This is a genomic window from Hyphomicrobium sp. 802, from assembly GCF_000526135.1.
Lineage (GTDB): Bacteria > Pseudomonadota > Alphaproteobacteria > Rhizobiales > Hyphomicrobiaceae > Hyphomicrobium_B.
Genome location: NZ_JAFM01000001.1, coordinates 1,865,212 through 1,887,033, shown reverse-complemented (window position 1 = coordinate 1,887,033; position 21,822 = coordinate 1,865,212). Strand labels below are relative to the sequence as shown.

Sequence of the window (21,822 nt, the reverse complement as noted above, 5' to 3'; positions counted from 1 at the left end):
GCGGCGGAACGACAGGCGCTGACGGCCGGCTTCTGCGCCATCCGGCCGGCTTCCCGAAGGGAAGTCGGATGGCGCCACTCAAAACTCTACCGCTTCGCCTTGGCGACTTTCTTGCCCGATTCGTCGGGAAGGACCCCGTCCTCGTCGGGTTCTTCGCCGTCGTCCTCACCGGCTTCCGGATTGGCCAGCATCTTCTCGACGATGAGCCCGGCGTTGGCACGGATAGCCCGCTCGATCTCTGCCGCGACGCGCGGATTTTCCTTGAGGTACGTCTTGGCGTTTTCCCGGCCTTGGCCGATACGGTCGCCGTTGTACGACAGCCACGCACCCGACTTTTCGACGAGACCGGCTTTAACGCCAAGATCGATCAGCTCACCGACCTTCGAGATGCCTTCGCCATACATAATATCGAATTCGACCTGCTTGAAGGGCGGCGCCACCTTGTTCTTGACGACCTTGACGCGCGTCTGGTTGCCGACCGTCTCTTCGCGCTCCTTGATCTGGCCGATGCGGCGAATATCGAGGCGAACGGAGGCATAGAACTTCAGGGCGTTACCACCCGTCGTCGTCTCAGGGTTGCCGAACATGATGCCGATCTTCATGCGGATCTGGTTGATGAAGATCACCATCGTATTGGACTTCGAGATCGAGCCCGTGAGCTTCCGGAGTGCCTGGCTCATCAAGCGGGCCTGCAGGCCGGGCAGGCTGTCGCCCATCTCGCCTTCGAGTTCGGCCTTCGGCGTCAGAGCGGCAACCGAGTCAACCACGAGCACGTCGACGGCGCCCGAACGCACCAGCGTATCAGCGATTTCCAGTGCCTGTTCGCCGGTATCCGGCTGCGAAATCAGAAGATCCTCGACCTTGACGCCGAGCTTCTTGGCATAGCCCGGATCAATCGCATGCTCGGCATCGACGAACGCACACGTGCCGCCCTTCTTCTGCGCTTCCGCCACGACTTGCAGCGCCAACGTCGTCTTGCCCGAGGATTCAGGTCCATAGACTTCGATGATGCGTCCCTTCGGTAATCCCCCGATGCCGAGCGCAATATCGAGCCCGAGCGATCCCGTGGAGATCGCTTCGATATCCAGCTTCTCATTGGCGCCGAGCCGCATGATCGACCCCTTGCCAAAGGTCTTGTCGATCTGCGCGAGTGCCTGCTCCAGCGCCTGCTTCTTGTCCATCTTGCCCCCTTCGAGCACAGTCAAGTCCGGCCGTTCCATGTCGTCACCCTCAATCCCTTATGGCAAGCGCCGCGCGCCATCAATTAAGGATAAACGTACACTTTTTGTTCCACCTCTGTCAATCACGTTTTGTTCTCATTGTGGAGTCTCCGCGCCGAATTTTCTCACTCTTGCGCACATGTTTCCTTAGGGACAGCGCGTCGCGGCCACTCGCGGCACTCTCCTGGCAACCCAAGCCGAAGGAGACAGCCCGTGTCCAAGTTGCTCGCAGTTCTGATTTCCATCGCCGTCGTCGCCGCGTCGTTCACATCAGCCGCCGAAGCCGGCCCCGGCCGCCGCCTTGGGTTCTTCCTCGGCGGCATGGCGGCCGCCAGCATGCTCGCGCACGCCGCCGAGGAGCGCCGTCGTGAGGAAGCTTACGAGAGAATGCGCGCTCGCCGGGAAATCGCCGCCCGCGAACGTGCCCGCCAGCGCGCCATCGCCGCCGCGGCCGCCAAACGCGAACGCGCCCGCCAGATCGCGCTGCAGAAGCAGAAAGCGGCCCAGATCGCCGCTGCCGAGACTGCATCCCAATCCACGACGAGCGACGACAAGCCCGCGCTCAAAAAGGGCGACCGGCTGACCTCGGGCGACAGTACGCCTGCAGCCACAACGGCAGATAGCTCAGCGCAGACGACGACAGTTGAAAAGACACCGTCGAACGCTATCGAAACGTCATCGACGACACCGAGCGCTCCGGCCGCCACGACCGTCACCTGCCGCAAATATTCGGCAGCTGCCGATAGTGTGATCGAGGCGCCCTGCCAGTAATTCGCATTCGCCCTTCACTCATAAAACGCGGCTCGCCGTCCTTCGGCCGGGCCGCGTTTTTATTTTCAACACCCCAGCACGATTTGCAGACGTGTTCCGTCCGAAACAGCGGGAAAAATCGCGCTGCTCCAAGATGCCTCCATCGCAAATTCGTGGGAGGCACCCATGCTCAAGATCTCGACACTCATCGCCGTTCTGGTCGTCGCCAGCACCGTCGCATCGAACGCGGAAGCACACGGCATGGGCTCGTTCTATGCCAGCCCGTTCTTCCGCAACCAGGGCCGCCAGCCGGCCCAGCCCTGCGAGAAGGACAAGCGCCGCAATCTCGAAGAAGCCTTTGCGAGAGCGCGTGAAAAGCGGCTCGCCGAATTACGCGCCGAACGCGCACAGGCTGCGGCCCTTGCCTCAAAACGCGCCCGTCTCGCAGCGCTCGCCCAAAAGAAAGCTGCAGCCGCAAAGCAGGCTCAGACGCTTGCAGCCACACGAACGAAAACGATCGCGCAGCAAACGGCATCGACGGACGCCACGAACATCGCCAAGAAAAGCGATCTGCTGCCTGTCTCGACGGCCTCAAACGCAACCGCGACCGCAACGAAAACAGCAGCAGCCGCACCGCAAGTCTGCCGCCGCTATTCCGCCGCTGCCGACAGCGTCATCGAAATTCCCTGCGACTAGCGCGTGCGATTGCCCCCCCATCGCATCGCGACCGTGAGACGCGCCATAACCAGAACTTATGGCGCGTCTCTGGCCACTCTGGTTTAAGCCCACCCCGTGCGTCGGCTTCGGCGCTCAATTGATAACCGAGCACAAGGTGGTGACATATGAGCATTGCATCGCGCCCGTCGGGGCGTTTTGGCATTCGCGTCGGCGAGGCCCTGGTCGCAGGCGGCCCTCCGGGAACGGCAGCGGAACCCGAAGTCGCGATCGGCGAAATGGACGGCCCCTTCGGCACCGCCTTCGCGACGCTTCTCGGCGACCAGGTAAAGGGCCACAGCCGCGTGCTGTCGCTTCTGAACACCGACGTGATGGTGCGTCCGCCGACGCTGTGCGTCAGCAAGGTGACGGTCGACAACGAGCGCTACACCAACATCCTGATGGGCACCGTGCAATACGCGACCGCGATGGGCGTCCTCGACGCCGTACGCGCCGGCGACCTGCCGAAAGACAAAGTCGATGATCTCGGCATCATCGTTTCGGTGTGGCTGAACCCCGTCGTCTCGACGATCGACAAGCTTGATCACAAGATCCTGTTCGACATCCATCGCAAGGCGACCGCGCTCGCCATTCACAAGGCGATGAACTTCAAGCCCGACATCGACTGGCTGCTCGAAAACCAGGACAAGATCATTCACAAATACTTCGAGAAGGGCCTCAAGGGCGAGGTGTAATCCAAGCCTCGCGCCGGGCGGCCGGCTCTCCGGAGGAGAGTCGCCCGGCGCCATCGAAAACTACTTCGCGAGTTCTTCCTTCACCTTCGCGGCGAGCTGAGGCAGCGAGAACGGCTTCGGTAAGAACGCAAAATCGTCCGAGCCCATCGACTCGCGGAATGCTTCGTTCGGATAGCCCGACACGAAGATCACCTTGATCGACGGATTGCGCTTGCGCAGCTCCTTGAAGAGCGACGGCCCATCCATTTCCGGCATGACGACGTCAGACACCACGATGTCGATCATGCCTTCGTTCTCGGCCATGATCTCCAGCGCCTCGACGCCATCGGTCGCTTCCAACACCTGATAGCCCTGCCGCTTCAGCGCGCGAACTGCAAACTGGCGAACCTCGACTTCGTCCTCGACCAGCAGCACGCGGCCGGTGCCGGTCAGGTCCGTTGCCTTAAGCTGCTTCTTCGCGGCAGCAATCGACTCCGGCATTGCATTCGCGACTTCCTCGCCTTCTTCCACGAAATGCCGCGGCAGGAAAATCTTGAAGGCCGTGCCTTTGCCGATCTCGCTTTCCGGTTGGATGAAGCCGCCCGACTGCTTGACGATACCGTAGACCGACGCGAGACCAAGACCCGTGCCCTTGCCGACACCCTTCGTCGTGAAGAACGGCTCGAAGATCTTGGCCATAACTTCCGGGCTCATGCCGGTGCCGGTATCGGCCACTTCGACCAGCACGTATTCGCCCGGTGTAAAGCCGACGACGTCGCGCATCTTCTGGCTTTCGCGTTCCGTGACGTTGCGCGTGTTGATCGTCAGCTTGCCGCCGTTCGGCATCGCGTCACGCGCGTTGCGAACGAGATTGAGAATGACCTGGTAAAGCTGGTCGCTGTCGGCCCGCACGTACCACAGGTCGCGCTCGGAATGCGTCTTGAGCTCGATCTTCTCGCCGCACTGCGTTTTCAGCACCGGCAGCATGTCGGACGTCAATTCGCCGACATTGAAGACCGAGACCCGCTGCGTCTGCTTACGCGAGAAACCGAGCAGCCCCTTGACCAGACCAGCCGCGCGATTGGCCGCCGACTGAATGTTCTTGATGTCGCGATAAGCCGGATCGCTCGGGCGATGCGTCTGCAGCAGCAAATCCGAGAACCCGATGATCGCCGTCAGCACGTTGTTGAAGTCGTGTGCGATGCCGCCCGCAAGGTTGCCGACCGCTTCCATCTTCTGCGCCTGCGCCACGCGGCTTTCGAGCGTCTTCTGCTCGGTCGCGTCCATCACATAGAGCGCAGCAGCTGCGCCGCCTTGCACCGCTGCCAGCGGCGACATGTAAAGGCGGCGCGTGAACTGTTTGTTGTCGCCCGCTGTGATCTCGATCGGCTGAATGTTGCCGCGTCCGGCAAGAACTTCCGCAAGACCCGCTTCGATCTTGTAGCGCTCATCCGCCTCCGCCGTGCGGCTCAAGGCTTCCGATGCCAGCACGTCCTGCGCCGGCTTGCCGTCGAGCACCATCTGCATGAAGGCGGTGTTGCAGTTGGCGATGCGGCCCTCCGCGTCGAGCGCTGCAATGCCGAACGGAGCCGATTGGAAGAATTGCGATGCTCTGACGTCCTGGTGACCACGCTCGACGAGCCCGGTCGTCTGCCGGTTGATCGCCGTGATCGTAAAGCCCTGCTCGGCGTTTCCAGCGACGGGCTCGACGAGGAGTGTCAGCGCCACGATGCGACTGTCTCTGCGCGTCAGATCGAGATCGATGATGCGCTGATCGGCTTCAGGAATGGCCGCCATATGCTTCAATAGACGCAGGCCTTCCGCGCCGGCGAGTTCTGCAAGCCCGAGCGATCGCGCTCTCAACGCACCTGCCGGATAGCCGAGCCACTGCTCGAACGCGGCGTTGACATGCACGATCGCGCCCTCGCCCGAGACCCACATGAAACCGGCGGGCATGGCATCGAATGCGGCAAGCGATGCTTCGAGCCGGCCGATGCGTTCGGTCTCCTGGCTCTTCTCATTCGTAACATCGACGATCTGCCACGAGACGAGCCGCGATTGCCGCAAGCCACCTTCCAGCAAGCCTTCCGGACCAGCGAAGGGCCGCACCGTGATCCTTGCCCAGGAGACGTTGCGATCCGCCCCGAGCCGCAACCGCACATCTTCCGATCTCGGCTCGCCGCGCTCGGCCGCCTTCATCAGGCGGAAGAACGCCTGCGTGCCCTCCGAGTCGCCTGCAAGCGACGCTTCGAGCGCTGAGAATGGCCCCGCCTCGTGCTGGCCCAGAACTTTATCCACAGCCGCGTTGGCGTACAAAATCGTGCCGTCATCCTCGGCGATGATCTGCGGCTCATCGTCGGAATCCAGAGACGCCTTGAGAAGATCCCCCGGCACCACGCGAGCGCCAAACCGCAAATGCCCGGCAGCAATCGCAAAGAGCATAAAGGCGCCGAACATGGCGAGCAGCGCGATGACGGTCAAAAGCAAGGGTTCGCCGGATCCGCTCGCGAGCAGCCCGAACAAAACTGCGCCGCCCGCAGCCGCGATTATGATCATGGGGAGGAGGCCGCCGAACCCTTCCGCTGAGTTCAGCGGATCGATCGGGGCGGCATCGATCCTCAACGCCTCGCGATCCTTCATGGGCCGAGAATCTAGCTGATTCTCGAAAATCGAAGCGGGGGATTGGGGCATGGATGTGGAACTCAAACGCAACTGCAACTGTGCCGCAACGGTGCGGCGAGACTCGATTGGATAAGACTTCGCTTAAGAGAGTTAACATGCAGTCAACTCGAAGCTATCGATTGGTTGACGTGCGAGAGTTATCGGCACAGCCGGCAAGTCCGGCCGCGGGGAAAACATGGAAAGCTATTTCTTCTGGACCTTCATGCTGGCGGTACTGGCCGTCCTGAGTGCCGGCGCCGTCGTATTCGTGCGGGCCTATTTGACCGGCACGTCGCCATCCGCCCTTCTTTTTAAGCCGAAGGGCGAGCGTCGCCTCGAAGTCATCGACCACGCCAGCATCGATGGCCGCCGAAAACTGATCCTCATCAGACGCGACGACGTCGAGCACCTGCTGCTGACGGGCGGACCGGTCGATGTCGTGGTCGAAACGGGAATAAAGGCGACCGCCGCGCGCCCAGTCTCCGTAGCGCAGAACGAAGTCCCGCCGCCCGTCCGCCGCGCGCCGGTGTTCGGTCACGGCCCCGAGGTAGCGCCCGCCCTCGTCCCACGCGAGCGCAACGTTTAGAAGCGCTACGCTCAGCGCACGCACAAAAACAAATTGGGAAGCTTGCGAGTCAGGCCGAGCAACGCCTTGGTGCCTAGCGTTCGACGTCGCCGAAATCGGCCAATGTCAACTTGCTGAGGTCGAGTTGCCGCGTCGCGCTGGCGACCTCAGCCGAAGGCCGCAGCAAACGGCGGCGTTGCGCCGCCGCGGCAGAAGCCGGTTTCGCCTGATTATACGTGAAACCGGTGTGCACGAAGCCCGCGCGGTTGAGCATCTCGGAGCTGCTCTCGCGGCTGCCAAATCCGACGGCAGCGACGGCAATACATGCCAATCCGAAAAAATGTGCTCCAACTCTCACGACGGGACCCTCGTCAGCGACGCCGATAGGCGAACGCACGAGAGTGTCGGAGCAAAGTCTTAAGAAGCAATGAAGGGTTGTCCCGGAACGCGTCTAAGGCAACGCATCCCGGAAAGCCAAAGCGTGTCTTATTCCTCGCGATAGACGCGTTCGCGACGCTCGTGACGCTCCTGCGCTTCGACCGACAGGGTTGCGATGGGTCGGGCATCGAGCCGCTTCAGACCGATCGGCTCGCCGGTGTCTTCGCAGTACCCGTAGGAGCCGTCTTCGATCCGACCCAGCGCCGCATCGATCTTGGCGATCAACTTGCGCTGACGGTCGCGCGTTCTCAGCTCCGTCGCGCGGTCCGTTTCGGACGTCGCACGATCAGCGAGATCGGCATGTTGCGCAGAATCTTCGTGCAGGATCGCCAGCGTCTCACGCGTCTGGCGCAGGATCTCATCCTTCCAATCCAGAAGACGCTTGCGGAAATAAGCCTTGTGCATGTCGTTCATGAAAGGCTCGTTTTCCGAAGGCTTATAATCCGGCGGAAGAACGATATCTGCAATCTTTACGCGGGCAGCCATCTTCTTAATCGTACCCTCTGACTTTTTCGACGCTGTCGACTTAGCAACAGCCAATGTTCGCGCCGGTACTTTCGCCGGAGTAGCTTTCTGCGGCGGTACCTTGCCAACGGCCGCCTTATGAACGATCTGGGCGATCTTCCCCGTCGCGGCTTTCGTCGGCGTACCCTTTGTAGCGGTCTTTGCCACCTTAATTTTTGCTGCAGCCGGCTTTGCGGCCTTGGCCGGCGTGGACGCGCCGGCTGGGGAAGCCTTGTTCTTGGCCCCATTCTTGGGCGGCCCGCTGCTCTTGGCTGCGGATTTCTTTGCGGCCGCTTTCGACTTCGCGGCCCTCGTTCCGATTGCCTTGCTCATCGTCCGCCTCTCCAGAGGCTGCGTTCGCTCGAGCCGATCATCCTCCGCCGAAGGTCTGACCTGAGTCGGCCTCATCCGGCCGACCCTTATCTATGCGCGAAGGCCTCCGAGTCAAGCACGAGACGAAGCCTTGATAAATTTTGATATGTCCGACTTTTTCCAGTAAAAACATATTGTTATGTCACATCAGCAGACGCCCGACTGTCACCCTCTCCCCACAGTCTGATGCCGAGGAGTGCGCTTCGGTCACCTTGCCCACGCGCCCGAACCCCGCCAAGACAGGATCATGAACTTCGAAGGCACCTCCGCATACGTCGCAACGCCCGACCTCAAGGTCGCCGTCAACGCCGCCATCCGTCTCGAACGGCCCCTCCTCATCAAGGGCGAACCGGGAACGGGCAAATCGGTCCTCGCCGCCGAAGTCGCGAAGGCGCTCGATGCGCCGCTGATCGAGTGGCACATCAAATCGACGACGAAAGCCCAGCAGGGCCTTTACGAATACGACGCTGTTTCGCGCCTGCGCGATGGTCAGCTCGGTGACGAACGCGTCAGGGACATCGCCAACTACATCAAGCGCGGCAAGCTCTGGGACGCGTTCGCTGCGTCGAAGCGGTCCGTGCTGCTGATTGATGAAATCGACAAGGCCGATATCGAGTTTCCTAACGACCTCCTGCAGGAACTCGATCGCATGGAGTTCTTCGTCTACGAAACGGGCCAAACGGTGAAGGCTGAAACCCGCCCGGTCGTGCTCATCACGTCGAACAACGAGAAAGAGCTTCCCGACGCTTTCCTGCGCCGCTGCTTCTTCCACTTCATCAAATTCCCCGACGCCGACACCATGCGCCAGATCGTGGAGGTGCATTTTCCGGGGCTGAAAAACCAACTCGTCAACGATGCGCTGCGCGTTTTCTACGAACTACGCGACGTACCGGGCCTGAAGAAAAAGCCGTCGACGTCGGAGCTTCTCGACTGGCTGAAGTTGCTTCTGCACGAGGACATTGACCCGTCCCTGCTGCGCGAAAGCGATCCCAGAAAGCTCGTGCCGCCGCTGGCCGGAGCACTGATAAAGAATGAGCAAGACGCGCACCTGCTCGAACGTCTGGCATTCATGACCCGCCGCCGCGGCGAATAACTCCCAATGATCAGGAATTTTTCGGCGATCGCCGCGGTGAACACATGGCGGACAGTGTTTCGTGCAACCCTGACGCGCTCCGCGCTAACCATGAACCGCGATCACGGAGCAGCACGAACGGACGATAGTGGGAAAAAGCAGCGTATCTGCTGCACAAATCGCGCGCGGGACAATTGCAACCGCCGCTTTCTTTCACCCCACGGCCTGTATGCTAACACTTTGCATTAGGCCGCCTAGCCTAGGAAAGTCTCGCGACGCGCGTATTTGTCGCGAATGGTAACCACCATTGAGCGCCGGACTGGCAATATAGCTTCCGGCGCGGCAACTGATTAACGTCGGCGCCTTAGAATTGCAGCGCGTCTTCCGATCCGGCGGTTTGGGATAACGCGAAGATCCCTATATCTGCCCGACGGCAGCAGCAAGCCGCCAGACCATCTGCAGGACCTTGGACGATCCCATGTGTGGCATTTTTGGAATTATCGACCTCAAGAGCCGACGCTCGGTACCGCTATCGGTATTGAAGCGCGCCGCCGATGCCATGCTGCATCGTGGCCCGGACGAAGACGGTTATCTTCAGCGCCCCGGCTTCGGGTTCGCCTCGCGCCGCTTGAGCATCGTCGGCCTTGCCGACGGCCAGCAGCCTGTCTTCAACGAAGACAAATCCATCGCTGCCGTCTTCAACGGCGAAATCTTCGATCATGACGATTGGCGTCAGCAGCTTCGCAGTCTTGGCCACACGCTGACGACCCACTGCGATACTGAACTCTTCCCGCACATGTGGGAGCAGTACGGCGAGGACATGTTCGAAAAGTTCAACGGCCAGTTTGCCGTCGCACTGTTCGACGAGCGCAAGCAGAAGTTCATTCTTGCCCGCGATCGTTTCGGTATTTGCCCGCTTTACTGGACGCGCACGACGCGCTTCGGTACCGACTGGCTCGTCTTCGGTTCCGAAATCAAAACGATCCTCGCCACCGGCCTCGTCGAGGCGAAGCCCGACCCGCGCGGCATCGATGCTCTCTTCAACTATCTCGCCATTCCAGGACCGGCGAGCTGCTTCGAAGGGATCAACATCCTGCCTCCGGGAAAGTTCCTGACCATTTCGCGCGGCCGCGTCGGCGAAGAGGCGACGATCGACGAGCGCACCTACTGGCGGATGGACTTCCCCGACATGGGGAAAGAAACGCGCTTTGCCGATGAGGAAAAGCTCGTCAACGATTTCGAACGCGTCCTCTACGATGCTGTGAAGCGTCGTCTGCGCGCCGATGTTCCGGTCGCCTCGTATCTCTCGGGCGGCGTCGACTCGAGCACTGTCGTCGCGATGGCGAAAGACATTCTCGGCGCCGCACCGACGACGTTCACCGTCAAGATCCGCGACCCGAAGCTCGACGAAACCGAGCAGGCAGCAATCATCTCCAAGCATTTGTCCGCCGACCCGTATGTCGTCGCCTGCGGATCGGAAGAGATCGTCTCGAACTATCAGCGCTTGCTCGTCGCCACTGAAGCACCCGTCACCGATACGTCGTGCACCGCCTTGATGATGCTCGCCGCAAAAGTAAAGGACACCGGCTTCAAGGTCGCGCTGACCGGCGAAGGTTCCGACGAATGGCTCGCCGGCTACCCGTGGTACAAATTCGATCGCATCATCGAAATGATGGGCAAGGTCTCAGGCGGCACTCTGCCGCCGAAGATGCAGCGCTATTTCCATCGCTGGCTTGGCTGCAACGACGAGGCGATGGCCTATCTCGACAAGTGCGCCACGTCTTCGGGCGGCATGCATCCGTTCCAGCGTTTCTACGATCTTCTCGGTGCCTCGCGCTTCCGCTTCTACAGCACCGGCATGATGGCCGGCCTGTCGGACCACGATCCTTATCTGGCAATCGACCCCGACAGCAGCCGGGCGGCGAAGTGGCATCCGGTGAACCGCGGCGTGTACTGGGCAGGTAAGATCCATCTTCCCGGCCAGCTCCTGAGCCTCAAGGGCGACCGCATCGCGATGAGCCAATCGGTCGAAATGCGCTATCCGTTCCTCGACAACAATGTCTTCGACTTCCTTGCGGGCATCGATCCGAAATGGAAGCTCAAAGGCCTGACGGAGAAATATCTGCTCCGCCGCGTCGCCGAGAAGTGGTTGCCGAAGTCCGTCGCATGGCGGCCGAAGGGTATGTTCCGCGCCCCGCTCGATGGCTTCTTCCTCGAACAGCGCCTGCCCTACGTCGATGAGCTGCTCAGCGATGAGTCGATCAAGAAGGCCGGATACTTCGATCCGAAAGCCGTCGCAAAGTGGCGCAACGAATACAAGGATCTCTCCTGGTGGGGCTATCAGCGCCAATCGGGTGAGCTTGGGCTCGTTGCCGTTCTCGCGACCCAGCTTTGGCATCACACCTATATCGACCCGACGCTCGCCAACCTTCCCGACTGGCGCTCGATCGCGGGTGTGCCGTCGGAATGGAGCGATCTCGATTTCGCCGAGACGAGCGGAGTTGAAGAAAGCGTCGCGTGAAGCGGCGGACGCTCCGCCTCTTCCACCGTAGGCCTCAGCCAAATTTAGTTACGCGGCGTTGTTTGCCGCGTAACCCTTCATAAACAGCGCCACACCAGACGCGACGTTCTTCTCGACTTCCTCGATGGCCGGCGGTTCTTTCAGCACGCCGTAGAGCCGCGCCTTGAACAGCGAACCTGGGATCACTTCAAGAAGCTGCGCCGCAGCAAGCCGCGTGTCAGGAATGTCCAGATGACCGGCTTTGACGTGATGATCGAGGTAATCCGCCAACGCTCCGATGACGCGCACCGGACCGGCCTCATAGAATTCCGATCCAATTTCCGGCATCCGTTCCGCCACGCCGATCACGATGCGATGTGCGGCGACGACAAACGGCTGGGACATCGTCGTCAGAATTTCCACGCCAAAACGGTGCAGCACAGCGACGATCGGTAGATTGACGTCAAGCAGAGCGATCTTCTCAGCAATCTTGCGATCACGTTGCTCCGCGCAAATCGCGGTGAAGAGGTGTTCTTTGTCCTGAAAATAAACGTACAGCGTCGCCTTCGAAACCTGCGCGACGCGCGCCACGTCACTCATGCTGGTGGCATCGAACCCCAGCTCCGAAAAGATCCGGCCCGCCCCCTCCAAGATTTGACGCCGCTTCGCCGGGTCCGTGCCCGCCGCCGGACGGCCGCCGCGCCGTTCCTCTTTCCGTTCCGACTTTGCGAACTGAGAACCTTCCATCGATCACACCCTGCCCAAACCGAACCTTAAGTTCAGTAAATTTATATTAACAAACGAACCAAACGGTTCAGTTTCTACTTGCTATCCACTTTTGAACGCTGTATGTCAAGCACAAATTGAACCAAACGGTTCAGTGCGGTGACGTTTGGTCGTTGAACGAGGCGGGCGTGATGGCCAGGAATAATTTGAACAGCGTTTTGACAATTCGGCGTAACGGTTCTGACGACGCGGAAGCGACGACGACCGTGGCAGAGCACGGTCAACCCGGCGTGTCCGGCGTACAAAAGCCTGCTGAACAGCAATCCACAACCGCAGAAAAATCCGAGCAGACGCCATTTGAGCGTTCCGCCGAAGCACCTGCCGCGCGCGAGAAAGGCTCTGAGGCCCCGGTCAAAGGCGCAGCACCCGCCAAAAGCTCACGCCGCAAGCCGATCTTCATGGGGCTAGGCGCGGTTGCTCTGCTGGCCGCTGCCTACTTCGCCTATCAATACATCACCGTCGGTCGTTTCATGATCTCGACCGACGACGCCTATGTCGGCGCCTACATGTCGATCATTTCGCCGAAGGTCTCCGCCATCGTTACCGAGGTCCCCGTCGTCGACAACGAGGCGGTGAAGGAAGGCCAAGTGCTCGTCCACCTCGATGAAGGTGACTATCAGCTTGCCCTCGATCAGGCGCAATCGAAGCTCGCCACACAGATGGCTGTCATCAAGACTTTCGACGCACAGATCAAAGCAGCCGAAGCCAACGCCGCGCAAGAGCGCGCCCAGCTCGATGCGGCGAAAGCCAACGTCATCAAGACCAAGGCAGACTATGAGCGCACTCAGGCCCTGACCGCCAAGGATTATGCGACGCAAGCCGCGCTCGATGCCGCGGTCGCCTCGCGCGACTCGGCTATTGCGCAAGTGAACGCGAACGAAGCCGCCATCCAGTCGGCGGATGCCAACGTCGCTCTGCTCCACGCCCAGCGCATTCAGGCGGAAAAGACGGCGAAGGAACTGCAGGTCGCAGTCGATCAGGCCAAGCGCGATCTCTCGTTCACCACCATCCGCGCCCCGTTTGACGGCGTCATCGGCAATCGCGGCGGCGTCCAGGTCGGCGACTACGTCACGCCCGGCAAGCGGCTGATGGCCGTCGTGCCACTCGACAAGGTCTTCGTTGACGCGAACTACAAAGAAACCCAGTTGCCGCCGATCGCGGCCGGCCAGACGGCGACGATCTCCGTTGATGCGCTCGATGGCGAAGACTTAAAGGGCACGGTGCAAAGCGTATCGCCCGCATCGGGATCACAGTTCTCCCTGCTCCCCCCGGAGAACGCGACGGGCAACTTCACGAAGATCGTGCAGCGCGTGCCGGTCCGCATCGCGATCCCTGCCTCCGAAGCAAGGGGCAGATTGCGCCCCGGCCTCTCGGTCGTCGTTAGCATCGATACGCGCACGACGCCAAAGACCGAAAAGACGGCGCAGAAATAGCGCCGTCCGCAAACCTATTCGGAAACAATCCGGCAATCGCTCATGACCGACGCAATCACATTTGCGGATGAACCGCAGAAGCTCGAATGGATCGGCGTTACGCCGCGGCAGCTCGCGGGCTTCATCGCCATGGTCTTCGGCATGTTCATGGCGATCCTCGACATTCAGATCGTGTCGGCGTCGCTGCAGGAAATCCAGGCCGGCATCTCGGCGAGTTCCGACGAAATCCCGTGGGTTCAGACGTCTTATCTGATCGCCGAAGTCGTGATGATCCCGCTGTCGGGCTTCCTCGGCCGGGTGTTCTCGACGCGTGCGCTGTTTTTCTCAGCGGCCGTCGGCTTCACGGCAGCAAGCGCACTATGTGCCACCGCGACGACCATCAACGAGATGATCGTCTACCGCGCCATTCAAGGCTTCATCGGTGGCGGCATGATCCCCAGCGTCTTCGCAGTCGCGTTCTCGCTCTTTCCGCGCTCGAAGCAGAACATCGTCTCGCCGATCATCGGCCTCGTCGCCACGCTCGCGCCGACCATCGGCCCGACCGTGGGCGGGTACCTGACGGACACCTATTCCTGGCACTGGCTGTTCCTGATCAACGTCGTGCCCGGCATCATGGTCGCGACGGCCGTGTTCTTCCTCGTCGATTTCGACAAGCCGAATTACGCCCTGCTCAATCACTTCGATTTCATGGGTCTGTTCGGCATGGCGATGTTCTTAGGCTCGCTCGAATACGTGCTCGAAGAAGGCCCGCGCTATGATTGGCTTGACGACCAGACCATCGCGACGTTTGCGGTGCTGACCGTCGTAGGCGCCGTCATCTTTTTTCTGCGCGCCGCCTTCGCGAAAGAACCAATCGTCCAGCTCCGCGCCTTCAAAGATCGCAACTTCGCGTTCGGATCGGCCTTCAGCTTCACGATGGGCATCGGCCTCTACGGTTTGACCTACGTCTATCCGGTCTACCTCGGCCAGGTCCGCGGCTACGACTCCTTGATGATCGGCCAGACGATGTTCGTCACCGGCGTCGCGATGTTCTTGACCGCGCCGATCAGTGGCCGTCTCGCCGGCATTCTCGATCCGCGCGTCATGATGTTCACCGGCTTCATGGGTTTCGCGCTCGGCACCTATATCGCGTCCTACATCACCCCCGATTGGGATTTCTGGGAGCTTCTCGTTCCGCAGATCCTGCGCGGTTCGTCGTTGATGCTGTGCATGATTCCGATCACGAACTTGTCGCTCGGCACGCTCCCCCCGGAGCAGATCAAGAACGCGTCCGGCCTTTTCAATCTCACGCGCAACCTCGGCGGCGCTGTCGGCCTTGCGATGATCAACACGCTGCTGAACAAGCGGCTCGACTTGCATCTCGCACGTTTGCACGAACAGGTCGCATGGGGCCATCAGGTCGCGGAAGAACGGCTGGCGATGATGCAGCAGAGCTTTTCACAAGCCATGCATGCGGACGGCGACATGGCTGCATTGAAAAAGCTGGCGATGATCGTCCGCAATCAAGCAAACGTGCTGTCGTTCGCCGATCTCTTCCTCGCACTGACGGTGCTGTTCGTCACCGCCGGGTTCTTCACGCTTCTGATGCGCAAGCCCGCTCCCGTTCCTGCTGGTGCCGGCGGTCACTAAACGGCGACGCAAATCGTTCATAAATTTCACGTCGCGAGTTACGAGACGTTTAGCAAGATCGAACATTCGCCCCCTTGCCTTTGCGGCCAATCTACTGCATTGCAGCAGAGCCTGAGAAATACCCGAGGTTTCACAACCTCTCCGTCTCCATAGCCACCCCAAGCTTGGTAGATAGAAAACATGGCCCAGCCCAACGGCAGCGCGGCAAAGAACACCGAAAAGACCGTGCTCGTATTACAAGGCGGCGGCGCCCTCGGCGCTTATCAGGGCGGAGCATTCGAAGCGCTATGTGCCGCCGGACTCGAGCCCGAATGGGTCGCTGGCATTTCGATCGGCGCCATCAACTCTGCGATTATCGCAGGAAATCCTCCTGAACGCCGCGTGAAGCGGCTTCGCGAATTCTGGGACCGGGTTTCCAGCCATCTTCTGCTGCCACCCCTCGCAACCGACAACGCCTCACGCAAGATCTTCAACGAGACCGCCGCCGCGCTCGTCGCATCGACCGGCGCGCCGGGCTTCTTCGATCCGCGCTATCCGCCCGCCGTCATCATGCCGCCCGGCACGGTGCAGGCGATCAGCATCTACGACACCAGCCCGCTGAAGAAAACGCTTCTCGAACTTGTCGACTTCGACCTGCTGAACTCGGGAAAAATGCGCATCAGCGTTGGTGCGGTCGAGGTCGCAACCGGAAATCAGGTCTATTTCGACAGCGCCACCACGAAAATCATTCCCGAGCACATCATGGCGAGCGGCGCGCTGCCGCCAGGATTCCCGCCCGTATCTATTGACGGTATGCTCTATTGGGACGGCGGCATCGTCTCGAACACGCCTCTGCAATACGTTCTCGACGGCAGCCTCCCGCGCTCCGACATGTGCATTTTCCAGGTCGATCTGTTCAGCGCCCAGGGTACCGTCCCCGAAACGCTCTTTGACGTTCAGACCCGCGAAAAGGAAATCCGCTATTCGAGCCGGACGCGCTTGAACACCGACTATTCGAAGCTTCTGCAAGAGCTACGCCGCGCCGTGCGCCGCCTCGACGGCGTACTGCCGGACGACATAAAATCAACGTTCGACTGGAAACTTTTGACGCGCCACAGCTGCAACGCCGCGATCACGATCGTCCATCTCATTCATCGCCGCGCCGTCTATTCCACGCAGTCGAACGACTACGAGTTCTCGCGCTACACCGTGAACGAGCATTGGCGCGCCGGCATCGACGACGTCGAGCGCACGCTCAGCAACCCCGCTTGGATCAATCGGGAAAAACCGGAAGACGGCGTGATGGTGCTCGATCTTACGAAAGAACTCAGCCCGCCACCGCCTTCGGAGACACACAGATGAAAATTGCGGACGTCAAGAAACGCGCCTTTGCGATGCCTTTGACAAGTCCTGCCTTCCCTCCCGGCCCCTATCGTTTCATCAATCGCGAATATCTCATCATCACCTACCGCACCGACCGCGAAGCCCTCGAAAAGGTTGTGCCCGAGCCCCTCACCTTCGACGAACCCATCGTTAAATACGAATTCATCCGCATGCCGGACTCGACCGGCTTCGGCGACTACACCGAATCCGGCCAGGTCATTCCGGTCAAATTCAACGGCGTCGAAGGCGGCTATACGCACGCCATGTTCCTGAACGACGGCCCGCCAATCTATGGCGGCCGCGAGCTGTGGGGCTTCCCGAAGAAATTCGCCAAGCCCACGCTCGGCCCCGACATCGACACACTCGTCGGCACGCTCGATTACGGCAGCGTTCGCATCGCGACGGGTACGATGGGCTTCAAGCACAAGGCGCTCGATCCTGCCACCGTCGCCAAATCGCTCGCCGTGCCGAACTATCTTTTGAAAATCATTCCGCACGTCGACGGCAGCTCTCGCATTCTCGAACTCGTCGATTACCGCCTCGAAGACGTGACCATCAAAGGCGCATGGAGCGGCCCCGGCGCGCTCGATCTGCACCCCCATGCCCTCGCGCCGATTGCTGACCTGCCTGTGCGCGAAATCATATCCGCGACACACATCCTCGCCGACCTGACCCTCGGCCTTGGCAAGGTCGTCTACGACTACCTCGAAGAGAAATAAGGAGACGCCCCCAATGAAACTTGACGGCAAAGTCGCGCTCATCACGGGCGCCGCAAGCGGCATCGGCCATCAGATCGCTCGGCGTTACGTCGAAGCGGGCGGCCGCGTCGCCATCGCCGACTTGAACCTCGATGCTGCCACTGCCGCCGCGAAGGAACTCGGCGGCGAGAAGGAAGCCATCGCAGTCGCCATGGACGTCTCGAACGAAGATCAGGTGAACGCCGGTGCCGAGAAAACCGCGAAAGCCTTCGGCACCATCGACATTCTCGTCTCGAACGCCGGCATCCAGATCGTGCACCCGATCGAGGAATTCCCGTTCTCCGATTGGAAGAAGATCATGGCCATCCACGTCGATGGCGCGTTCCTCACGACTAAAGCCTGCGTGAAATACATGTATCCGCAGAAGTCCGGCGCGCTGATCTACATGGGCTCGGTCCACAGTCACGAGGCCTCACCCCTGAAGTCGGCCTACGTTGCGGCCAAGCACGCCATCCTCGGTCTCGGCCGCGTCATGGCGAAGGAAGGGGCGCAGCACGGCGTCCGCTCAAACGTCATCTGCCCCGGCTTCGTGCGCACGCCGCTCGTCGACAAGCAGATCCCGCAGCAGGCGCACGAGCTTGGCATCACGGAAGAACGTGTCATCAAGGAAGTGATGCTCGGCGAAACCGTCGACAAGGAATTCACGATGGTGACCGACATCGCCGAGGTCGCCCTCTTCCTCGCCGCCTTCAAGACCAACGCCATGACCGGCGAAAGCATCATCGTCAGCCACGGCTGGCACATGAACTGACCCGACAAAAAAAAACGCACAATGACGTCATCCCAGCGCAGGCCGGGATCCATACATCCCGCAACATTGCATGTGTGGATCGTTGTCTGGGTGCCGACCTCCGTCGGCATGACGGCCTTGTGCTACTCCCCGGGCGCGGCCTGGGGTAGATGATGCCGGACGTGCTGACCGTGTTTGGGGTCGGTTACCACCGAAATCACCCAGAACACCATCCCGCCGACAGCAAGCACTGCGCCGACCCAGCCGGTCGAACTCCAGCCGTACCCGTACGAGATCGCTAATCCTCCAAGCCACGGCCCGATCGCATTCGCCGTGTTGAACGCGCTATGATTGAGCGATGCTGCAAGTGTCTGAGCATCGTCGGCGACATCCATCAGCCGCGTCTGCAACGGAACGCCTAATGCACCGCCGCAGCCGATCATAAACACGACGAACGATACGGCGTAGATATTCCCGGTGGCGAACGGAAAGACCGCCAGCCAGAACGCACTCCACACCAGCAGGCCGCCCGCCGTCGCCATCAGCGCCCTGTCTGCGAGCCACGCGGCGACGAACGTCCCGATCGTCATACCAAGCCCGAAGACCATCAGCACGATCGGCACGACGCCAGGCTCGACGTGCGTCACGTCAACCAGCGTGGTCGCCAGATACGAGTAGACTGCGAACATACCGCCGAAACCAATCGCACCGATCCCGAGCGTCAGCCAGACTTGCGGCCGTTTCAGCGCGCCGAGTTCGCGCATCATGCTCGCGCCCACGATCGGCTCATCGCGCGGTACGAAGATTGAGACGAGCAGCACCGTCAGCAGTGCCAACACACCGACGATCCCGAAGCCGACGCGCCACCCGAGTGCCTGCCCCATCCAGGTCGCAACCGGTACGCCAATGATCGTTGCAATCGTCAGGCCGATCAGCACGCGTGACGCCGCCTGCGCCCGCGCATTGGGCGGCACGAGCGAAGCAGCAACCAGCATCGCCACGCCGAAATAAGCGCCATGCGGCAGGCCGCTCAGAAAGCGGAACACAACCATCATTCCGTAGGTCGGCGAAAGCGCGGTCATGACATTGAAGACGGCAAAGCAGGCCATCAGCGCCAGCAGCAGTTTCCGCCGCGGCCACTTCGCCGCCAGCACCGCGATCACCGGCGCCCCGACGACAACCCCGAGCGCATAGGAACTGATCGCATGCCCAGCCATCGGTTCGGTAATGCCGAACGTGGCGGCGAAATACGGCAATAGACTCATCGCCGCGAATTCAGTCGTCCCGATCGCAAAGCCGCCCATCGCCAGCGCGAACAGCACGAGGCGCACCTGTCCGCGCGTCAACGTCGCCGGAGCGGCATTCACATTGTCGAATCCGTTGGCGTTTGCCTCCACGCGGAAGCCTCCCCTCTCGCTTCGCTGCATCGCGCAACGTGCGCTGCAGCAACTGGAGTAACCGCGTATCTTACGGAAATCGTTCCAAGTCGAGATGTCACGCGCCCGGATTTTGCAAGTGCGAACTGTCTCACGCTCATAGCTCGCGGTTTAGCGCCGATACTTTGGGCTTTTTACGCGTGCTGCGGCCGAACGCCCCCCTTCGAGCGCGCCAGGCTGTTCCCCAGGGAACAGCCGCGATGGACCGCCGGATCGACAAACGCCCACGAACCCGCTGCCGGCCCGGGCTTCTCCTGCCAAAGAGATGGAGACGGTCATGCAAACGAAGCGACCGACGTTTCTCATCCTTCTGTTCGCAATTCTATCGACGGCCGCAGTCGTTCAGCCCGCGTGGGCCGGTTGCCCGCCGCCGGACATTCAGCGCTCGGCCTTAGTGCCGGCATAGAAAAAGTCTGCTCATGACACTTCTACCAATCAACAAGCCTGAACTCCGCCTCGGCCTCCCGCGCGCTTCCGCAGCCCTGCCCGTCGAGATCCTGTCGATTGCCACGGCCAATCCGTCGCGGCGCTACGCTCAAGAGGATGTGCTCGCCAACGCGGCCGAGGTCTTTCCGCAGTTCTCGCGCCTGAACAGCCTCTTCGCTCATACCGGCGTCGCACACCGCTACATGTGCCAGCCGATGTCATGGTATCGCGAGCGGCATTCGTGGGAAGAACGCACCGCTGCTTATCAAAGCAGTGCACTCGACCTCATGGAGCGCGTGGCTCTCGAAGCGATTTCTCGCGCCGGTCTGAAGCTCTCCGACATCGACGCCCTTGTGACCAACACGATCACGGGCCTGGCGATCCCGAGCCTCGACGCATTGCTGATGAACCGGCTGGACTTTTCTCCCACGGTCGAACGTTTGCCGATCTTCGGTCTTGGCTGCGGCGGTGGCGTCGCCGGACTTTCGCGCGCGGCCCGCCTCGCGCAAGCCCAACCCGGCCGGAATGTTCTTTTCATCACCGTCGACCTTTGCAGCCTGTGCATCCGCCCGAATGACGCCAGCGCGACGATGTTCGTTGCCTCAGCGCTATTCGGCGATGGCGCCGCAGCGGTCGTTTTGCGTGCATCCGACGACGGAAGTCGCGCGCCCTCGGGTCGAACAGGTATGCAGCGACCCGCGCTCATTGCATCCGGCGAACATCTCTGGCGCGACACTCGCCACATCATGGGCTGGGACGTGAAAGAGGACGGCTTCGGCGTGGTGCTGAGCCCCGAACTGCCCGCCCTGATGCGCGCCAACCTCGCGCCCGTCGCGAACGCCTTCCTTGAACGCCATGACCTGAAACTCTCCGATTTCAAAGGCTATCTGTTTCATCCCGGCGGCCGGAAGGTTCTCGAAACGGCGGAAGATGTGCTGACCCTTGACCGATCCGATCTTGCTCATTCCTGGGCCGTGCTCCGCGACTTCGGCAATATGTCGTCGGCAACCGCGCTCTTCATTCTCGCTCGCGCGATCCGCCAGAACGACAAAGGCTTGCATCTTCTCGCCGCGTTCGGACCCGGCTTCTCCGCGTATTTCGCAGCGCTCGACCTCTAGCTTTTCATTTCGGAGATTTCGTCATGATCATCGACTCTCTCGGCTGGCCGCAGATCGCTGCCCTACTTCTGCTCGCGCAGCGCGGTCTCGAAGAACTTTATTCGCAGCGAAATACCAGCCGACTACTCTCCGCCGGAGCACGCGAAATCGGCCGCTCCTATTATCCCGTCGTGGCGACGACGCATTTAGCTTGGATTGCAGCCATATTCTTCCTGATTGCGCCGAACGCGGAAATCTATATCTCGCTCGCAATTCTCTACGGCATTCTGCAAATCATCCGATATTGGGTTATCGGCTCGCTCGGCCGATATTGGACCCACCGCATCATTACGCTCGACAATGCCCCCGTAGTCGACCGCGGTCCCTACCGGCTGATCCGGCATCCGAATTACGCCGTGACAATCGCCGAGACGTTCCTTTTGCCGATCGTGTTCGGCCAATTGGCCTTGGGCGTCATTATCGGCGCGATCTGGTATTCTGTGCTGATTTACAAGATCGAACTTGAGGAACAGGGTTTGTTCGGCCGCCGCCGACAATCCCGGGTGGGTGGCGACAAAGCCCCTGCCGCCCTCCTCAGTGCTCCGGTCCGCAGCCCGCCGCGCTCCATCCGACTTTCGTGAATCAATTCTTTACTTTTGTCTCGCCGTAGGCGCTAACACCTTCCAAATTCGCGC

At 60.8% G+C, this 21,822-nt stretch carries 20 protein-coding genes; 14 read left to right on the top strand and 6 right to left on the bottom strand.

Annotated elements, in window-relative coordinates; genetic code table 11:
• Window positions 1-86: 86 nt before the first annotated feature.
• Complete coding sequence (gene recA, locus HYP802_RS0109510) at window positions 87-1,220, bottom strand: recombinase RecA (RefSeq protein ID WP_024275633.1); 1,134 nt, start codon at window positions 1,218-1,220, stop codon at window positions 87-89.
• 213 nt (window positions 1,221-1,433) lie between these two features.
• On the opposite strand from recA, the gene HYP802_RS0109505 reads away from it, so the two are divergent.
• From HYP802_RS0109505 to HYP802_RS0109495, 3 genes are all read left to right on the top strand, one after another.
• Window positions 1,434-1,991: a hypothetical protein gene (locus HYP802_RS0109505; RefSeq protein WP_024275632.1), complete on the top strand. Its 558-nt coding sequence runs from the start codon at window positions 1,434-1,436 to the stop codon at window positions 1,989-1,991.
• Window positions 1,992-2,156: 165 nt separating this feature from the next.
• A complete protein-coding gene (locus HYP802_RS0109500) occupies window positions 2,157-2,666 on the top strand; it encodes a hypothetical protein (RefSeq protein ID WP_013947034.1) in 510 nt (169 codons plus the stop codon).
• 146 nt (window positions 2,667-2,812) lie between these two features.
• Complete coding sequence (locus tag HYP802_RS0109495; RefSeq protein WP_013947033.1) at window positions 2,813-3,379, top strand: formaldehyde-activating enzyme; 567 nt, start codon at window positions 2,813-2,815, stop codon at window positions 3,377-3,379.
• Between the two features lie 60 nt (window positions 3,380-3,439).
• Here HYP802_RS0109495 and HYP802_RS0109490 read toward each other — a convergent pair whose 3' ends face one another.
• Window positions 3,440-5,998, bottom strand: a complete 2,559-nt coding sequence (locus HYP802_RS0109490) for a PAS domain-containing sensor histidine kinase (RefSeq protein ID WP_245261484.1) — start codon at window positions 5,996-5,998, stop codon at window positions 3,440-3,442.
• A 217-nt stretch (window positions 5,999-6,215) separates the two neighbouring features.
• Between HYP802_RS0109490 and HYP802_RS0109485 the strand changes: the two genes are divergently transcribed.
• Entirely contained in the window at window positions 6,216-6,605 is a 390-nt protein-coding gene (locus tag HYP802_RS0109485; protein WP_013947031.1) for a flagellar biosynthetic protein FliO, read from the top strand.
• Window positions 6,606-6,678: 73 nt separating this feature from the next.
• On the opposite strand, the gene HYP802_RS0109480 is transcribed toward HYP802_RS0109485, so the two are convergent.
• Together HYP802_RS0109480 and dksA are read right to left on the bottom strand one after the other, a co-directional pair.
• On the bottom strand, window positions 6,679-6,915 hold the full coding sequence (locus HYP802_RS0109480; RefSeq protein WP_157135406.1) for a hypothetical protein: 237 nt from the start codon (window positions 6,913-6,915) through the stop codon (window positions 6,679-6,681).
• A 155-nt stretch (window positions 6,916-7,070) separates the two neighbouring features.
• Complete coding sequence (gene dksA / locus HYP802_RS24160) at window positions 7,071-7,490, bottom strand: RNA polymerase-binding protein DksA (RefSeq protein WP_024275630.1); 420 nt, start codon at window positions 7,488-7,490, stop codon at window positions 7,071-7,073.
• A gap of 655 nt (window positions 7,491-8,145) precedes the next feature.
• Here dksA and HYP802_RS0109470 point away from each other — a divergent pair.
• Window positions 8,146-8,991 carry a MoxR family ATPase gene (locus HYP802_RS0109470; RefSeq protein WP_013947028.1) on the top strand — a complete coding sequence of 282 codons (846 nt, stop codon included), beginning with the start codon at window positions 8,146-8,148 and terminating at the stop codon, window positions 8,989-8,991.
• A 457-nt stretch (window positions 8,992-9,448) separates the two neighbouring features.
• Window positions 9,449-11,491: an asparagine synthase (glutamine-hydrolyzing) gene (gene asnB, locus HYP802_RS0109465; protein ID WP_013947027.1), complete on the top strand. Its 2,043-nt coding sequence runs from the start codon at window positions 9,449-9,451 to the stop codon at window positions 11,489-11,491.
• Window positions 11,492-11,539: 48 nt separating this feature from the next.
• On the opposite strand, the gene HYP802_RS0109460 is transcribed toward asnB, so the two are convergent.
• A complete protein-coding gene (locus HYP802_RS0109460; protein ID WP_013947026.1) occupies window positions 11,540-12,217 on the bottom strand; it encodes a TetR/AcrR family transcriptional regulator in 678 nt (225 codons plus the stop codon).
• 170 nt (window positions 12,218-12,387) lie between these two features.
• Here HYP802_RS0109460 and HYP802_RS0109455 point away from each other — a divergent pair, with 170 nt between their 5' ends.
• From HYP802_RS0109455 to HYP802_RS0109435, 5 genes are all read left to right on the top strand, one after another.
• Window positions 12,388-13,689 carry an HlyD family secretion protein gene (locus tag HYP802_RS0109455; RefSeq protein WP_013947025.1) on the top strand — a complete coding sequence of 434 codons (1,302 nt, stop codon included), beginning with the start codon at window positions 12,388-12,390 and terminating at the stop codon, window positions 13,687-13,689.
• A 42-nt stretch (window positions 13,690-13,731) separates the two neighbouring features.
• Window positions 13,732-15,318 carry a DHA2 family efflux MFS transporter permease subunit gene (locus HYP802_RS0109450; protein WP_013947024.1) on the top strand — a complete coding sequence of 529 codons (1,587 nt, stop codon included), beginning with the start codon at window positions 13,732-13,734 and terminating at the stop codon, window positions 15,316-15,318.
• A 180-nt stretch (window positions 15,319-15,498) separates the two neighbouring features.
• Window positions 15,499-16,659, top strand: a complete 1,161-nt coding sequence (locus HYP802_RS0109445) for a patatin-like phospholipase family protein (protein ID WP_013947023.1) — start codon at window positions 15,499-15,501, stop codon at window positions 16,657-16,659.
• Window positions 16,656-17,399, top strand: coding sequence for an acetoacetate decarboxylase (locus HYP802_RS0109440; protein ID WP_013947022.1), 744 nt, complete (start codon window positions 16,656-16,658; stop codon window positions 17,397-17,399). The genes HYP802_RS0109445 and HYP802_RS0109440 overlap by 4 nt, the downstream gene beginning before the upstream one ends.
• Before the next feature lie 13 nt (window positions 17,400-17,412).
• On the top strand, window positions 17,413-18,189 hold the full coding sequence (locus tag HYP802_RS0109435; RefSeq protein WP_013947021.1) for a 3-hydroxybutyrate dehydrogenase: 777 nt from the start codon (window positions 17,413-17,415) through the stop codon (window positions 18,187-18,189).
• 122 nt (window positions 18,190-18,311) lie between these two features.
• Here HYP802_RS0109435 and HYP802_RS0109430 read toward each other — a convergent pair whose 3' ends face one another.
• On the bottom strand, window positions 18,312-19,535 hold the full coding sequence (locus HYP802_RS0109430) for an MFS transporter (RefSeq protein WP_050976863.1): 1,224 nt from the start codon (window positions 19,533-19,535) through the stop codon (window positions 18,312-18,314).
• A 346-nt stretch (window positions 19,536-19,881) separates the two neighbouring features.
• On the opposite strand from HYP802_RS0109430, the gene HYP802_RS24110 reads away from it, so the two are divergent.
• Genes HYP802_RS24110 through HYP802_RS0109415 form a run of 3 tightly spaced genes read left to right on the top strand, consistent with a single transcriptional unit; the run spans window position 19,882 to window position 21,768 of the window.
• On the top strand, window positions 19,882-20,010 hold the full coding sequence (locus HYP802_RS24110; protein WP_013947019.1) for a hypothetical protein: 129 nt from the start codon (window positions 19,882-19,884) through the stop codon (window positions 20,008-20,010).
• Between the two features lie 13 nt (window positions 20,011-20,023).
• Window positions 20,024-21,148, top strand: a complete 1,125-nt coding sequence (locus HYP802_RS0109420; protein ID WP_013947018.1) for a type III polyketide synthase — start codon at window positions 20,024-20,026, stop codon at window positions 21,146-21,148.
• A gap of 23 nt (window positions 21,149-21,171) precedes the next feature.
• Window positions 21,172-21,768, top strand: coding sequence for an isoprenylcysteine carboxylmethyltransferase family protein (locus HYP802_RS0109415; protein ID WP_013947017.1), 597 nt, complete (start codon window positions 21,172-21,174; stop codon window positions 21,766-21,768).
• The last annotated feature ends 54 nt before the right edge of the window (window positions 21,769-21,822 follow it).

Excerpts from the sequence above, each read along its gene's own strand:
- HYP802_RS0109415 (WP_013947017.1), top strand. The coding sequence starts at position 21,172 with ATGATCATCGACTCTCTCGGCTGGCCGCAGATCGCTGCCCTACTTCTG.
- HYP802_RS0109500 (WP_013947034.1), top strand. The coding sequence starts at position 2,157 with ATGCTCAAGATCTCGACACTCATCGCCGTTCTGGTCGTCGCCAGCACC.
- HYP802_RS0109445 (WP_013947023.1), top strand. The coding sequence starts at position 15,499 with ATGGCCCAGCCCAACGGCAGCGCGGCAAAGAACACCGAAAAGACCGTG.
- HYP802_RS0109495 (WP_013947033.1), top strand. The coding sequence starts at position 2,813 with ATGAGCATTGCATCGCGCCCGTCGGGGCGTTTTGGCATTCGCGTCGGC.
- HYP802_RS0109460 (WP_013947026.1), bottom strand. The coding sequence starts at position 12,217 with ATGGAAGGTTCTCAGTTCGCAAAGTCGGAACGGAAAGAGGAACGGCGC.
- HYP802_RS0109455 (WP_013947025.1), top strand. The coding sequence starts at position 12,388 with ATGGCCAGGAATAATTTGAACAGCGTTTTGACAATTCGGCGTAACGGT.
- HYP802_RS0109450 (WP_013947024.1), top strand. The coding sequence starts at position 13,732 with ATGACCGACGCAATCACATTTGCGGATGAACCGCAGAAGCTCGAATGG.
- HYP802_RS0109435 (WP_013947021.1), top strand. The coding sequence starts at position 17,413 with ATGAAACTTGACGGCAAAGTCGCGCTCATCACGGGCGCCGCAAGCGGC.
- asnB (WP_013947027.1), top strand. The coding sequence starts at position 9,449 with ATGTGTGGCATTTTTGGAATTATCGACCTCAAGAGCCGACGCTCGGTA.
- HYP802_RS24110 (WP_013947019.1), top strand. The coding sequence starts at position 19,882 with ATGCAAACGAAGCGACCGACGTTTCTCATCCTTCTGTTCGCAATTCTA.
- HYP802_RS0109490 (WP_245261484.1), bottom strand. The coding sequence starts at position 5,998 with ATGAAGGATCGCGAGGCGTTGAGGATCGATGCCGCCCCGATCGATCCG.
- HYP802_RS0109470 (WP_013947028.1), top strand. The coding sequence starts at position 8,146 with ATGAACTTCGAAGGCACCTCCGCATACGTCGCAACGCCCGACCTCAAG.
- recA (WP_024275633.1), bottom strand. The coding sequence starts at position 1,220 with ATGGAACGGCCGGACTTGACTGTGCTCGAAGGGGGCAAGATGGACAAG.
- HYP802_RS0109485 (WP_013947031.1), top strand. The coding sequence starts at position 6,216 with ATGGAAAGCTATTTCTTCTGGACCTTCATGCTGGCGGTACTGGCCGTC.
- HYP802_RS0109420 (WP_013947018.1), top strand. The coding sequence starts at position 20,024 with ATGACACTTCTACCAATCAACAAGCCTGAACTCCGCCTCGGCCTCCCG.
- HYP802_RS0109440 (WP_013947022.1), top strand. The coding sequence starts at position 16,656 with ATGAAAATTGCGGACGTCAAGAAACGCGCCTTTGCGATGCCTTTGACA.